The organism is Bradyrhizobium sp. SZCCHNS1050 (assembly GCF_032484785.1).
Lineage (GTDB): Bacteria > Pseudomonadota > Alphaproteobacteria > Rhizobiales > Xanthobacteraceae > Bradyrhizobium.
Map to the genome: position 1 here is coordinate 857,753 of NZ_JAUETR010000002.1, position 14,914 is coordinate 872,666.

Here is a 14,914-nt window from a genome sequence, read left to right on the forward strand (position 1 = left end):
GCGTCACGCCTTGGCGCCGGATTTGGCTTCAGCTTTGGTGTCGGATCTGGATTCGTAGGAGTCCCACACCAGCCGATCGAGCAGCCGGACGCCATAGCCCGATCCCCAGCTCTGGTTGATCTCCGATTTCGGCGCGCCCATCGCGGTGCCGGCGATGTCGAGATGCGCCCACGGCGTGTCGTTGACGAAGCGCTGCAGGAATTGCGCGGCGGTGATCGAGCCGCCATGGCGTCCGCCGGTATTCTTCATGTCGGCGAACTGCGAATCGATCAGCTTGTCGTATTCGTGGCCGAGCGGCATGCGCCACACCTTCTCACCCGTCTCCTGCCCCGCCTTGAACAGCTTGTCGGCGAGATCATCATTGTTGGTGAAGAGACCTGCATGCTCGGTGCCGAGCGCGACCATGATCGCGCCGGTCAAGGTCGCCAAGTCGATCATGAATTTCGGCTTGAACTTGGTCGCGACGTACCACAGCACGTCGGCGAGCACGAGGCGGCCCTCCGCATCGGTGTTGATGATCTCGATGGTCTGGCCCGACATCGAGGTGACGATGTCGCCCGGACGCTGGGCGTTGCCGTCCGGCATGTTCTCGACCAGGCCGATGGCGCCGATCACGTTGGCCTTGGCCTTGCGTGCGGCGAGTGCATGCATCAGGCCGACCACGCAGGCCGCGCCGCCCATGTCGCCCTTCATATCCTCCATCGAGCCGGCCGGCTTGATCGAGATGCCGCCGGTGTCGAAGCACACGCCCTTGCCGATGAAGGCGACCGGCTGCTCGCCGCGCTTGCCGCCATTGTAGTGCATCACGACGGTGCGGCTCGGCCGTGCCGAGCCCTGGCCGACGCCGAGCAGCGCGCCCATGCCGAGTTTCTTCATCGCGGGCACGTCGAGGATCTCGACGGTGACGCCGAGCTTGCGCAAGGCGGCAGCGCGTTTGGCGAACTCTTCCGGGTAGAGCACGTTCGGCGGCTCGTTGACGAGATCGCGCGCCAGTATCACCCCGTCGGTCACGTGGGATCGCGGCGCGAAGGCCTTCTTGGCCGCCGCGACGTCCGCCACGGCGATCGAGACATTGGCGCTGACGGCGCCCTCCTCGTCCTTCTTCTTGGTCTTGTAACGGTCGAACCGATAGGCCCGCAGCCGGATCCCGGCGGCCAGCGAGCTGACCTGATCCGGCAACAGCGGTCCCGAAGGCAGCTCGGCGAGCACCGCCACCGCTTCAGTTCCGGCGTTCAGCTTTCCGGCTAAAGTCCCGCCGTATTTGAGGAAATCCTTGTCCTTGAGGTCCGATCCCTTGCCGATGCCGATGACGATCAAGCGCTGAATCTTGATTCCCTCAGGAGCCAGCAGATCCAACACCGCGCCATCCTTGCCCTTGAACCGGGCTGCCCCGGCCGCGCGCTTGATCAGGTCCGAGGCTCCCCCGAGCGCCTTCTCGGTCGCGACTCCAAGACGCAGGGTGTCATCGCAGAACGCCACCACGATGCCACGCGGGGCGGTCGACAGCGGGACGAAGCCGACCTTGACGGCGTCGGACATCAAGCAATCCTCCAAATTTCGACGTGATGAGCCGCCACGTTCGACCGAAAACCTCAAGGGCCAGACGCGGATGGCGGCAGTTCGGAACCCAACTTGACAGCAGTATGGCCTGCCCGGACCGCGGCTGCCAAGCGCCGCGTGGCGGGCCAGTCACAATCATGAAATTTTGACCGTATTTTCGGGGCGCCACGCCACAGCCATTTTGTCGACGGATCAACGAGATGGTAATGATATTCACTGCTCTTGGAACGTCACGGCGACAGCGGCCTTGGGGGACCCGTTTCAAGGGGGGCTGCAGCGCTCGTTCCGGGACTGCTGATTGGGGATCGAGCGCAGACGATGGGGTCCATCGACAGGTACATCTTTCGCACGACGCTGGCGTCGTTCGCGCTGGTGTTGGTCAGCCTCACCGGCGTGATCTGGATTACGCAGGCGTTGCGCGGCATCGACCTGATGACCAGCCAGGGCCAGACGATCCTGACCTTCCTTGGCATCACCGGGCTCGTGATTCCCTCCCTGCTCGGCGTCATCGCGCCGATCGCGCTGATGATCGCGGTCTCGCACACGCTGAACAAGCTGGCGACCGATTCGGAGATCATCGTCATGAACGCCGCCGGCATGTCGCCGATCCGGCTGTTCGTGCCGTTCGCCTATGCCACCTGCGCGGTAGCCGTGCTGGTGACGGTGATCGCCGCCTTCTTCGCCCCCGACGGCCTGCGCCGGATCAAGCAGTGGGATGCCGAGATCACCGCCGACGTGCTCGCCAACATCCTACAGCCCGGGCGGTTCGCGCAGCTCGACCAGAACCTGACCATCCGGATCCGCGAGCGCCAGCCCGGCGGTGAGCTGTCCGGCATCCTGATCGACGACCGCCGCGACCCCAAGGAGCGAATCACGATCATCGCCGAGAAGGGCACCGTCGTGAAGAATGCCGACGGCTCGTTCCTGGTGCTGGAGGACGGCAATCTGGAACGCTTCGAGCTCGGCAAGCGCGAGCCGGCGATGGTCGCGTTCGCCCGCTACGCCTTCGACATGTCGAAGTTTTCGAACCAGGGCCGCGACGTCACGCTCGGCATCCGCGAGCGCTATCTGTGGGAACTGATGGCGCCCGCCGAAAACGATCCGATCTACAAGCAGATCCCGGGACAATTCCGCCAGGAATTGCACGACCGCTTCCTGGCGCCGATCTATCCGTTCGCCTTCGCTGCCCTCACCTTCGCATTCCTGGGCGCGCCGCGGACCACACGCCAGAGCCGCAACTTCTCGTTCGGCAGCGCCATTCTCGCCGTGTTCGGCGTCCGCATGGCGGGCTTCGCCTGCTCGGTCATGACCGTGAAGACGCCGATGGCGGCGCTGGTGCAGTACCTCATGCTGTTCGGCGTGCTCGGCCTCAGCATCTGGATCATCATCGGCGGCGTGGTGGTCGAGCCGCCGGCGCGGCTGATGGAAGCCATCAACCGCTCGAACGCGCGGATCGCACGCCTGTTCGGAAGGCCGGCCACCGCATGAGCATGGTCACCAACACGCTCGGGCGCTATTTCGCCGGCCGCTTCCTGGTCTCGGCGGTCGGCGTGTTCGCGAGCATCTTCATCCTGCTCGTGCTCGTCGACTACATCGAGATGGTGCGCAAGACCTCCGGGCTCGCCTCGGCCTCGGCGCTGATGGTGGCGGAGACGTCGCTGTTCCGGGTGCCGCAATTGCTCGAGAAGATGATGCCGTTCTGCGTCCTGATCGGCGCCATGACCTGCTATCTCGCGCTGTCGCGCCGACTCGAACTCGTGGTGGCGCGCGCGGCCGGGGTCTCCGCCTGGCAGTTCATCGCGCCGGCGCTGGCAAGCGCCATCGTGCTCGGGCTAATGGCGACGACCCTCTACAACCCGATGTCGGCAAATCTGCGCGAGCTCTCCAAGCGCATGGAGGCCGAGCTGTTCGGCGCCGCCCCGGGCGGCGGCGTGCAGGACGCGGCCGGCTTCTGGCTCAACCAGATCAACCCCGACGGCTCGGTCATCATCAATGCCGCGCGCAGCGAGCAGCAGGGCGTCCGCCTGACCGGACTGACCCTGTTCCGTTTTGATACGGACAAGCACTTCAAGGAACGAATCGAAGCGCGCGAGGCGACCCTGGAAGAAGGCCGGTGGGTCTTCCGGTCCGTGCGCCGATTCTCCCTCGATGCGCCGCCGGTCGACGAACCGACGTACATTCTTCCGACCAGCCTGACGCCGGCACAGGTCCGAAACAGCTTCTCCACCCCCGAAACTGTGTCGTTTTGGCAACTTCCGACATACATCCGCTCGTCGGAGAGCTCGGGCTTCGCGACCGCGGGGTACAAACTGCAGTATCATAAGCTGATCGCGCAGCCGTTTTTGCTGGCTGCGATGGTCATGCTGGCTGCGTCCGTGTCGCTCAGGTTCTTCCGAATGGGTGGCGTACAGAAAATGGTTTTGAGTGGCGTGGGCGCCGGGTTTCTGCTCTACGTTCTGTCGAAAGTAACTGAAGATTTGAGCAAGGCTGAGTTGATGAATCCGATCGCTGCGGCGTGGCTGCCGGTGTTCGTCGGCGGCCTCACCGGCTTCATGGCCTTGCTCTACCAGGAGGACGGCTAGTGTCGTTCGTTGCCGTCCGTCAGACAGCGCTCGCCGCGCTTCGGCAGCATGCCGTTGCGCGCGTCGGTTGCGCGCGCGTGCGTCGCGCCGGGTCTGGCGTACTTGGATTCGTTATGGCCTGCGGGCTCGGCCTGATGGTCGCTGCTGCGATCGCGGTCGTGGCGCCGACCCCTGCCGTGGCGCAGGGCTTCACCTACAATCCGCGCCCGCCCAAGGCGCCGCCGCCGCGCGTCGCCAACGACAACCAGATGCTGGTGCAGGCGACCGAGGTCGATTACGACTACAACAACTCGCGCGTGTCGGCGGTCGGCAACGTGCAACTGTTCTACAACGGCACCTCGGTCGAGGCCGACCGGGTGATCTACGACCAGAAGACCAAGCGCCTGCATGCGGAAGGCAACATCCGCATGACCGACGCCGACGGCAAGATCACCTACGCCAACAGCCTGGATCTGTCGGACGACTATCGTGACGGCTTCGTCGATTCGCTGCGCGTCGAGACCGAGGATCAGACGCGGATGGCGGCGACCCGCGCCGACCGCTCCAAGGGCAATTACACCGTCTTCGAGAACGGCGTGTACACCGCCTGCGCGCCGTGCAAGGACGATCCGAAGAAGCCGCCGCTGTGGCAGGTCAAGGGTGCGCGCATCATCCACGACCAGACCGAGAAGATGCTGTATTTCGAGAACGCCCAGCTCGAATTCTTCGGCGTTCCCCTGGCCTACATCCCCTACTTCTCGACGCCCGATCCGACCGTGAAGCGCAAGAGCGGCTTCCTGATGCCCGGCGTCACCCAGACCGGCGGCTACGGCTTCGGCGTCGACATCCCCTATTACTGGGCGATCGCGCCGGATTACGACGCGACCTTCACGCCGCGCATCACCTCCAAGCAGGGCGTGCTGCTGCAGACCGAGTTCCGCCAGCGCCTCAGCAATGGCGGCTATCAGGTGCGCCTGTACGGCATCGATCAGCTCGACCGCAACGCCTTCGCCGGCCAGCCGGGCGACCGCCAGTTCCGCGGCGGCGTCGACACCAAGGGCCAGTTCGCGCTCAACGACAAGTGGGTCTGGGGCTGGGACGGCATCCTGCTGTCCGACTACATGTTCCTGTCGGATTACCGGCTGGCGCAGTACCGCGACCCGTTCAACTCGTTCATGAGCCTGCCGACCGAGGCGATCTCGCAGCTGTATTTGACCGGCGTTGGCAGCCGCAGCTTCTTCGACGTCAGGGCGATCCACTATCTGAGCTTCTCGGGCAACCAGCAGACCGTGCCGGTGGTCTATCCGGTGCTGGATTACTCGAACGTGCTGAACTATCCCGTGTTCGGCGGCGAGTTCAGCTACAAGACCAACTTCGTCAATCTGAGCCGCCAGACGGCGGTGTTCGATCCGATCACCACCACGGCCAACACCAACGGCCTGTGCACGACGACATCGGCTGACCCGCTTGCGCGCCTGCCGACGCAGTGCCTGCTGCGCGCCACGCCCGGCACCTACACCCGCCTGACTGCGCAGGCGGAGTGGCGGCGGTCGTTCACGGATCCCTACGGCCAGATCTGGACGCCGTTCGCGATCCTGCGCGCGGATGCGATCAACGCCAACGTCTCGAACCAGCCGGGTGTGGGCAACTTCCTGCAGACCGGCGACACCCAGGCGCTGCGGCTGATGCCGACGGTCGGCCTGGAATATCGCTACCCGTTCATCAACGTTCAGCCGTGGGGCACGACGACGATCGAGCCGATCGCGCAAGTGATCATCCGGCCGAACGAGACCTATGCCGGCCGGCTGCCGAACGAGGACGCCCAGAGCATGGTGTTCGACGCCAGCAACCTGTTCAGCGTCGACAAGTTCTCCGGCTACGACCGCGTCGAGGGCGGCGGGCGCGCCAATGTCGGCGTCCAGGCGACCACGCAGTTCGACCGCGGCGGCACCATCAACGTGCTGTTCGGCCAGTCCTATCACCTGTTCGGGATGAACTCGTTCGCGGTGCAGGACGCCAACAACACCGCCATCGGCTCCGGCCTGGACAAGAACGTCTCGGACTACGTGGCGCGGGTCGACTACTCGCCGAACCGCACTTACACGTTCAGCATGCGCAGCCGGTTCGACCAGCAGACCCTGAACATCCAGCGCTTCGAGGCGGAAGCCAAGGCGAACTTCGACCGCTGGTCGGTGGCCCTGACCTACGGCAACTATGCTGCCGATCCGGCGATCGGTTACCTCACCCGTCGTGAGGGCATCCTGGGTAGCGGCTCGGTCAAGGTGGCACCGAACTGGGTCGTGACGGGCGCCGCGCGGTGGGACCTCGCTGCCAACAAGATCAACCAGTATGTGATCGGCGCGGGCTATGTGGACGACTGTTTCGTGCTGGCCGCCAACTATGTAACGTCGTATAACTATACGGCAGGCACCACTCCACCCGTTCTGAGCCATGCCTATATGCTCCAGATCGGGCTTCGGACGCTTGCCACGACCTCGTCGACGGGAACCGGGGCTGGCGGCCTTCAGTAGTGCGCGCCAGTCTCCGACGGGCCGCTCCGTGGGGTTCGAAAGTCCCTCGTCGGGAGCCGTGGCGCGGCTTCCAGTTGGATCAATAGCGACAGCGAAGCTTGGTCATGACGATCGCGTTCTCTCCTCGCCTTCGGGCCCTGGCCATCTGCACTCTTGCCGCACTCGCCTGCGGCATCGGAACGATGTCGGCTCGCGCCCAGAGCATCGTCGTCATGGTCAATGGCGATCCCATCACCGACTATGACATCGAGCAGCGCACCAAGCTGAACTTCCTGAGCACGCGCAAGCATCAGTCCCGCCAGGAGATCATCGACGAGCTGATCGACGACAAGGTGAAGATCAAGGAAGGCAAGAAGTTCGGCGTCGAGCCGACCGCCTCCGACGTCGACCAATCGTTTGCTGGCATGGGCTCTCGCATGCGGCTCAACCCGGAACAGTTGACCAAATCGCTGGAGAGCCAGGGCGTGCGGCCGGAGACGCTGAAGGCCCGCATCAAGGCGGAGATCGTCTGGAGCAGCCTGGTGCGCGGCCGCTACAAGGAGCGTCTGCTCGTCTCCGACAAGGACGTGGCCGCGGCCGTCGCCGCTGCCGGCGGCGACGGCGATCAGCAGGGCCAGGCGTTCGAGTACAAGATGCAGCCGATCGTGCTGATCGTGTCGAACTCCTCGAACCAGGGCTTGATGGAAGCACGTCACAAGGAGGCGGAAGCGCTGCGCTCACGGGTGCAGACCTGCGCCGAAGCCAACAACATCTTCAAGACGACGGCGAACGCGGTCATCAAGGAGATCGTCGTCAAGACGTCCGCCGACATTCCGCCGAATCTGCGCAAGCTGCTCGATGACACACCGATCGGCCACCTGACTCCGCCGGAAGCGACGCGGCAGGGCATTCAGATGGTGGCGCTCTGCTCGCGGACTCCGACCACGATCGACACGCCGAAGAAGCGCGAGATCAAGGAGCAGATGTACACCAAGAAATACGAGGCCACCTCCAAGGCCTATCTGCAGGAAGTCCGCAAGGCGGCGATGATCGAATATCGCTGATGACGAAGCCGCTCGCGCTGACCCTGGGGGAACCGGCAGGCATTGGCCCCGACATCACCCTGCAGGCGTGGCTGCGCCGCACCGAGCTCGGCCTCCCCGCCTTCTACGTGCGCGGTGATCCTGCCTTCCTGGCTCAGCGCGCCAAGCTGCTCGACCTCCCCGTCACCGTGGACGAGGTTCGTCCCGAACAAGCGGCGCAGGCGTTTGCGACCGCGCTGCCCGTGGTCCCCACCGGGCACGCCGTGACGGCCCCGCCGGGCCGCCCGGACACGACGAGTGCCGAGGCGGCCATCGGCTCGATCCGGGAGGCCGTGGCCGACGTGAGGGCCGGACGCGCCAGCGCCGTCGTGACCAACCCGATCGCCAAGGCCGTGCTCTACCGTGCCGGCTTCTCGCATCCCGGCCATACCGAATTTCTCGCCGAGCTCGCCGCGGATGGCGGAGCCACGCCACAGCCGGTCATGATGCTGTGGTCGCCTGTTCTCGCCGTGGTGCCTGTGACGATCCACGTCGCGTTGCGCGATGCGATCGACCAGCTGACGAGCCCGCTGATCACGTCGACGACGCGAATCGTCGCGGCGAGCCTGCGCCGCTATTTCGGCGTATCGCGGCCGCGCATTGCGATGTCGGGCCTCAATCCGCATGCGGGCGAGGACGGCACGCTCGGCACCGAAGAGGACACGATCATCGCGCCCGCGATCGCAACCTTGCGCAATGCTGGCCTCGACGTGCAGGGACCGCTGCCGGCAGACACGATGTTTCATGAAGCCGCGCGCAAGACCTATGACTGCGCCATCTGCATGTACCACGATCAGGCACTGATCCCGATCAAGACGCTGGCGTTCGACGAGGGCGTCAACGTGACGCTCGGCCTGCCCTTCATCCGCACCTCGCCCGACCACGGCACGGCGTTCGACATTGCCGGCAAGGGCACCGCCAATCCGGCGAGCCTGATCGCGGCGCTCGAGCTCGCGGCGCGCATGGCCAGCCAGTCGTCATGAGCGCGATCGACGACCTCCCGCCGCTGCGCGAGGTCATTCGCGATCATCAGCTGTCGGCTCGCAAGGCGCTCGGCCAGAACTTCCTGCTCGATCTCAATCTCACCGCCCGGATCGCGCGCGCCGCCGGCCCGCTGGAGGACGCCACCGTGGTGGAGATCGGCCCCGGTCCGGGAGGCCTGACGCGGGCGCTGCTCGCGCTCGGCGCGCGCCACGTGATCGCGGTCGAGCACGACGAGCGCGCGATCCCGGCGCTGCAGGCGATCGCCGCGCGCTATCCGGGGCGGCTCGAAATCGTCTGCACCGACGCCCGCACCTTCGACGTCCGGCCCTACCTCGGCAGCACCAAGGCGAAGATCGTCGCCAACCTGCCCTACAACATCGCGACGCACCTCCTGATCGGCTGGCTTTCCGCAGAGCCGTGGCCGCCCTGGTACGACATGATGGTGCTGATGTTTCAGCGCGAGGTCGCCGAGCGCATCGTCGCGCGCGAGAACGAGGACGCCTATGGCCGGCTCGGCGTGCTCGCCAACTGGCGCTGCGAGACCAAGATCCTGTTCGACATCTCGCCATCCGCCTTCGTGCCGCCGCCGAAGGTCACGTCGTCCGTGGTGCGGCTGGTGCCGCGCCCGTCGCCCGAACCCTGCGACCGCCGCGCGCTCGAGCAGGTCGCCGCCGCCGCCTTCGGCCAGCGCCGCAAGATGCTGCGGCAGAGCCTGAAGTCGCTGCCGGCGGATCCCGCGCGGCTCGCAGCCGCCGCAGGCGTCGATCCCACCCGCCGCGCCGAGACCATTCCGGTGTCGGGCTTTGTTGCCATGGCCCGCGAATTGACCAATAGTCGCGACGCGAACAAGTCTTAATCAACAAGCATTTCAGGGAGTTTCATCATGGCGTTGATGCGCCGTCAGTCGCTCGTCAAGTTCGACGCACCGCTGTGCGAAACCATCGTCGAGACGCCGAAGCCGCAAGGCCGGGAAGTTCTGGTTCGCATCGAGCGCTGCGGCCTGTGCCACTCCGACCTGCATATCCAGGACGGCTATGCCGATCTCGGCGGCGGCAAGCGCCTGGACACCACGCGCGGCATGACCCTCCCCTTCACGCTCGGACACGAGATTGCCGGCGTCGTCGATGAGGTCGGACCCGACGTGCCGAAGGAACTGATCGGCGCGCGCCGCGCAGTGTTTCCGTGGATCGGCTGCGGCCAATGCCGCGACTGCGCCAATGGCGACGAGAATTTGTGCGCCAAGCAGCGCTTCCTCGGCGTCTCGATTGACGGCGGCTTCGCCACCCACGTGCTGGTGCCGGATGCGAAGTATCTGCTGGAATACGATCCGCTGCCGGTCAATCAGGCCGCGACGCTGATGTGCTCCGGCGTAACGGCCTATGGCGCGCTCAAGCGCCTCGTGGATCGGCCGCGCCAGCGCAATCTGCTGCTGATCGGACTCGGCGGCGTCGGCATGATGGGCCTGTCGTTCGCGCAGGCGATGTTCAAGCAACCGATCTCGGTGGCCGACCTCTCGGCGGCCGCGCGCGAGACCGCGCTGAAGAATGGCGCCGCGACGGCCTACGATCCGGCCGAGCCGGATGTGATCAAGCGCATCCTCAAGGAGACCGAGGGCGGCTTCGACGAGGTCGTCGATTTCGCCGGCAACGAGAAGTCGATGGCCTTTGCGGTGTCCGTCGTTGCACGCGGCGGCAAGATCGTCGTCTCCGGACTGATGGGCGGCCAGTTCACCCTGCCGATGGTTCAATGGGTGTACAAGCGCATGACCATCGAGGGCTTCATGGTCGGCACGCTGACTGAGGCGCACGAGTTGATGGCGCTCGCGCGCGCCGGCAAGATCAAGCCGCCGCCGATGCGCGAGGAGCCGATGGCTGACGTACAGAAGTGGATCGATGCGCTGCGCGCCGGCCATGTGGTCGGACGTGTGGTGCTGACGAACTGATCCCTCGTCCGTTGCGACATCGCACGCGGCGGCGGTGCTGCACCGCTGCCGCTGTGGCCAATCATTTGTCCACAAACGTAGAGGTTGTCGGCGCCGCGCCTCGGATCCCTGAGGGTGAAAAGTCAGGTCCATCTTCACGGATGTGACCGATTTGGCGCGCTAGCGCGGCCAAAATCGAGACGGGATGCGGATCCTTTTGTGGGAAAAAAGCCGCACTCGGGCACGAAAGGATCGCGACAGAATTAATCCGGAATTGCGGCTCATTGCCACCCAACTTCTCTCCGAGAACGCGCCGTTGCGTAAGCGTATCCGGAGTCTTCAATGGCAAGCCGAACGGCAGGAGTTGCGTTTGCCATTGCAGCCGGAATCGCCGGCACCGTCGTGCTCGTGCTGCCGCGCGTCGTGTTGGCGGCGGAGGAATGTCTGACCGAGCCGACGGGAGAGAAGTCTGACGCGCAACGCTGGTACTATCGTTTCGATCGTGGCACCAATCGGCGTTGCTGGTATCTGAAAGACGCCAACGGCAATACCCGTGACGCCGCGGCACCGATGCGGGCCGCGCAGCAGCCGACTCCCTGGGACTTCGCCCAGCCCGCTCCACCCAAACTGACGCCGAGACGCAGCGATGGCCCGGTCGCTCGCACCAGCGACGCCCTCGCCGAAGCGCCGCAGCCGCGGCTGCGTGCCGATCTCGCCGTGCGGGGCACGCCGAAGCCGCAGACTCTCGCCACGCCGACGACGCTGACGGCATCGGACACCAGCCTGCCGCGCAGCCTCGATAGCTCGCCCTGGCCCTCTGCCCCGCCGCAACAGGCGGACCCGATCGCGGCCGATGCGCCACCACCGGCAATGGCCGACGACGGCAATGCGGAGCCGGACGCGAATGCGGCGCCGACTGCCGACGGGCCGATCATCGCACCCAAGCCGAGCAAGCCCGAAGCGCCCATCCACGTGCTCATGCTCGTGGTCATCGGCGCACTCGCGATTTCAGGACTGCTGGCGAGCGCGCTCTATCGGCTCAGCCGGATGGGACGGCGGCAACGGCGCAACGGCAGCTGGCACGCGGACGCAGTACGGATGCGCCGCAGTCGCATCAAACCACGCTCCAAGGCGCCGCAGGGCGGGATGCGTGCGAACCGCGGCAGCATGCCGGCGGCACCATCCCAGCCAGGCGGCAGCCGCGGCTCCCAGCCGGCTTCGGCGCTCGACCTCGCCAGCGCGCGGCTGTCCGCTTCAACGGACCAGATCGACCCCCGTGCGCAGCGACCGGCGCCGTCTCCCCAGCATCAGGATCACCCGGCCGTGGCCGCACGCCGACGCGACCGGGACGCGGCTGCGGAGATGCAACGATCACAATCCACCGACGCAGTATGGCAGGCGGTCGATGAGTTGGTGGATCGCGCAGCAGTGCGCCGGGCCGAGCCTTCCGGGGCACAGATCGCTGCGACCAACGCGCCGCCATCGCCGGTTGCCGCAACTGCCGCATCGCCTGCTGCTCCGGCGCAGGCACAACTGGCGGCTGCCCAGATGGCCGCGGCGCAGGCCGCTGCCGCCAAGATTGCAGCAGCCCAGGCGAGCGCCGCTGCTGCAGCCGCCTCGCCGCGCTCGCCGACCTATGCGGCACCGACCGCGCCCGCCGAGCCCTGGCCGGCGGCGCAGCGGGTTGAACCAGCGAATCCCACCCGCATCCAGGCAGCCGCAGCAATGCCGCCAGCCGCCCCGCCACCGGCGCAGGCTGCCGCGACCGCCGCCCCACCTGCCCCTGTCGACGTCAGCGAAATCGTGTCGGCGCTGCGCAAGGCCCGAAGCAGCGATGTCACGTCCCCCTCTGCCGGCGCTCCGATCGACGCCGCCAAGGTGATTGCCGCGCTGCTGGTGTCGCGCGCGGCCAAGCGGCACGCCACGCAACCCGGCGAGGCTAGCGATGATCCGGCTGCAGCGGCCCTCGCTGAGACGGCTCCGCCAACGCAGGCGGACGCTGCACCCCGGACCACGCAGGCGTCGCAACACCTGACGAACCATCCGCGTGGCGGCCAGCCCGTCGCTCAGCCCGTTCCCGGGACGCCCGATCAGCCTGCCTCCCCGCGCGCGCCGTCAACGGCACCAGCCGATCCAGCGGCCGCACTGATCGAGACGCTTCGCGCGCATGCGGCACGACAACCGGCCCCTCAGCCTGACGATGACATCGCCGTGGGCGGACCCGCGATGATGTCGGAAGCCCCTGCCGCCGAAGACGATGAGCTCGACGATCCTGCGGCGGCGCTGATCAACCTTCTGCAGTCGCGCTTTTCATTGCCCGAAGACGAGCTGGAGGCAGAGCCGCAGCAGGAGGAGTTCTCCGTCGAGGCTCAGCAGGACGTCGCGCACATGCATGATGATCCCGCGGCCCGACTGATGAGTCTCCTGGAATCGCGGTCGTCGATCCCCGCCGCGCTACCTATCGACAGACCGCAGGCGCAGCAGCAGCCACAGCGCCCGTCGCAGCAGCGTCCCCTGTTCGTGCCGACGCCGTTCGAGGATCCGGCGACCCCGCCGCTCGACTTCATTCCGCGGCCTCCGGCGCTGCGGCCGCGGCCGCGCAACATTCAGCAGGATGATGAGCTCGACGGCATCCAGGACATCCTGGCGCGCCTCGGCCGGCGGGCGTAGACGGAAGGCGTTTCAGCTCTCGAGCTGGCGCTGCAGCTCGCGCACGAAGGTCGTCAATCCGGTCCGGCGCTCGCGCTTCAGGCGCTCGGCCTTGAGGATCGACTGCACCTCGGTGAACGCATCGTCCACGTTGCGGTTGATGACGATGTAGTCGTACTCCGCCCAGTGGCTCATCTCGTGGCTGGCGCGGCTCATGCGCCCGCGGATGACCTCATCAGAGTCCTGCGCGCGCGTGTGGAGACGCTTCTCCAGATCGGCGGCGGACGGCGGCAGGATGAACACGCTGACGACGTCCTGCCGCGCCTTCTCGCGCAGTTGCTGCGTGCCCTGCCAGTCGATGTCGAACAGCACGTCCTGGCCCGCCGACAACGCCGCTTCGACCGGCGCGCGCGGCGTGCCATAGCGATTGTCGAACACGGTGGCCCATTCGAGCAGCTCGTTGCGCTTGGCCATGTCCTCGAAGCGCGCCCGGTCGACGAAGTGATAGTCGCGGCCGTCGACCTCACCAGGCCGCATCGGACGCGTCGTCGCCGAGACCGACATCCGCAGGCCCGACATGCGCTCGATCAGCAGGCGCGACAGCGTCGTCTTGCCTGCCCCCGAAGGCGATGACAGCACGAACATCAGCCCGCGCCGCTCGACCCCATCGAAGCTTCCGTCGTGAGCCGCCATGGATCACTCCAGATTCTGAACCTGTTCGCGAAACTGCTCGACCACGGTCTTCATCTCCAGGCCGATGTTCGTCAGCTCGATGTCGTTCGACTTCGAGCAGGTGGTGTTGACCTCGCGATGGAATTCCTGGGCGAGGAAGTCGAGCCGGCGGCCGACGGGCCCGCCCTTGCCGAGCATCTCGCGCGCCTGCGCGATGTGCGAGGCGATGCGATCGAGTTCCTCGCGCACGTCGGCCTTGGCCGCGATCAGCAGCGCCTCCTGCGCCAGGCGATCGGGATCGAAGCGGTCGGAGGTTTCGAGCAGGGCCGCAACCTGTTCGGCGAGCCGCGCCTTGATGGCTTCCGGCTTGCGTCCCGGCGACGCCTCTGCCTTCTTCGCCAGCGCCTCGATCTCATCGACGCGCTGATTGAGGATCTGACCGAGCGTGTCGCCCTCGCGCCGGCGCATCTCGACGAGATGCTTCAGAGCGGTGTCGAACGCCGCGATCGCCGCCTCTTTGGCGGCCTTGTCCTCGGCCTCGTCACTCTCCGGCTCGGCTACCTCGATCACGCCCTTGATCGACAGCAGCCCGTCAATGCTCGGTGCGACCGCGTCAATCCTGCCGGCGAGCGAGCTCGCCATCTTCACCACCGCAGCCAGCACGTCCTCGTTGATTCGCACCGTCGACCCGGTCTCGGTGCGCTTGACGGTGAGATTCGCATAGACCGTGCCGCGCGACAGGACTTCCGTCGCGCGCTTCTTGGCGAAGGCCTCGACCTCGTCCCAGCCCTGCGGCAATCGCACCCGGACGTCCAATCCCTTGGCGTTGACCGACTTCAACTCCCACTCGAACGAGTAGGGACCGCTTGCCCCGTGGCTACGGGCAAAGCCGGTCATGCTCGACAGCGCCATTTCGTCCATGTCTCCGGCACATTGGGAACGGGGACAGACTCAACCCCCGCCGAAAGTGCGCGA

11 protein-coding genes are annotated in these 14,914 nt (G+C 66.2%); 8 read left to right on the forward strand and 3 right to left on the reverse strand.

Translation table 11 applies throughout. From position 1 onward, the window contains the following. Positions 1-3: 3 nt before the first annotated feature. The gene (locus QX094_RS28405) at positions 4-1,539 is read right to left on the reverse strand and encodes a leucyl aminopeptidase (protein ID WP_315712388.1); all 1,536 of its coding nucleotides are present in this window, start codon (positions 1,537-1,539) and stop codon (positions 4-6) included. A 339-nt stretch (positions 1,540-1,878) separates the two neighbouring features. Between QX094_RS28405 and lptF the strand changes: the two genes are divergently transcribed. From lptF to QX094_RS28445, 8 genes are all read left to right on the forward strand, one after another. Next, the gene (lptF, locus tag QX094_RS28410; RefSeq protein ID WP_315749956.1) at positions 1,879-3,048 is read left to right on the forward strand and encodes an LPS export ABC transporter permease LptF; all 1,170 of its coding nucleotides are present in this window, start codon (positions 1,879-1,881) and stop codon (positions 3,046-3,048) included. Then, positions 3,045-4,142, forward strand: a complete 1,098-nt coding sequence (lptG, locus tag QX094_RS28415) for an LPS export ABC transporter permease LptG (protein WP_315712392.1) — start codon at positions 3,045-3,047, stop codon at positions 4,140-4,142. The genes lptF and lptG overlap by 4 nt, the downstream gene beginning before the upstream one ends. Further along, positions 4,142-6,652 carry an LPS-assembly protein LptD gene (locus QX094_RS28420; protein WP_315826795.1) on the forward strand — a complete coding sequence of 837 codons (2,511 nt, stop codon included), beginning with the start codon at positions 4,142-4,144 and terminating at the stop codon, positions 6,650-6,652. The genes lptG and QX094_RS28420 overlap by 1 nt, the downstream gene beginning before the upstream one ends. A 104-nt stretch (positions 6,653-6,756) precedes the next feature. Continuing rightward, positions 6,757-7,695, forward strand: a complete 939-nt coding sequence (locus tag QX094_RS28425) for a SurA N-terminal domain-containing protein (RefSeq protein WP_315712396.1) — start codon at positions 6,757-6,759, stop codon at positions 7,693-7,695. Continuing rightward, the gene (gene pdxA / locus QX094_RS28430) at positions 7,695-8,696 is read left to right on the forward strand and encodes a 4-hydroxythreonine-4-phosphate dehydrogenase PdxA (protein ID WP_315712398.1); all 1,002 of its coding nucleotides are present in this window, start codon (positions 7,695-7,697) and stop codon (positions 8,694-8,696) included. The genes QX094_RS28425 and pdxA overlap by 1 nt, the downstream gene beginning before the upstream one ends. Then, positions 8,693-9,553, forward strand: coding sequence for a 16S rRNA (adenine(1518)-N(6)/adenine(1519)-N(6))-dimethyltransferase RsmA (gene rsmA, locus QX094_RS28435; protein ID WP_315712399.1), 861 nt, complete (start codon positions 8,693-8,695; stop codon positions 9,551-9,553). Before pdxA ends, rsmA begins: the two co-directional genes overlap by 4 nt. Positions 9,554-9,580: 27 nt before the next feature. After that, a complete protein-coding gene (locus QX094_RS28440; protein WP_315712400.1) occupies positions 9,581-10,639 on the forward strand; it encodes an alcohol dehydrogenase in 1,059 nt (352 codons plus the stop codon). Between the two features lie 381 nt (positions 10,640-11,020). Next, positions 11,021-13,288, forward strand: coding sequence for a hypothetical protein (locus QX094_RS28445; RefSeq protein ID WP_315712401.1), 2,268 nt, complete (start codon positions 11,021-11,023; stop codon positions 13,286-13,288). A 12-nt stretch (positions 13,289-13,300) separates the two neighbouring features. Here the strand turns inward: QX094_RS28445 and gmk are convergent, their stop codons facing one another. Both gmk and QX094_RS28455 read right to left on the reverse strand, forming a co-directional pair. Then, the gene (gene gmk / locus QX094_RS28450) at positions 13,301-13,960 is read right to left on the reverse strand and encodes a guanylate kinase (protein WP_316184871.1); all 660 of its coding nucleotides are present in this window, start codon (positions 13,958-13,960) and stop codon (positions 13,301-13,303) included. 3 nt (positions 13,961-13,963) lie between these two features. Next, positions 13,964-14,851 (reverse strand): YicC/YloC family endoribonuclease, encoded by an 888-nt coding sequence (locus QX094_RS28455; RefSeq protein ID WP_316185082.1) that lies wholly within the window; start codon positions 14,849-14,851, stop codon positions 13,964-13,966. Positions 14,852-14,914 lie beyond the last annotated feature (63 nt).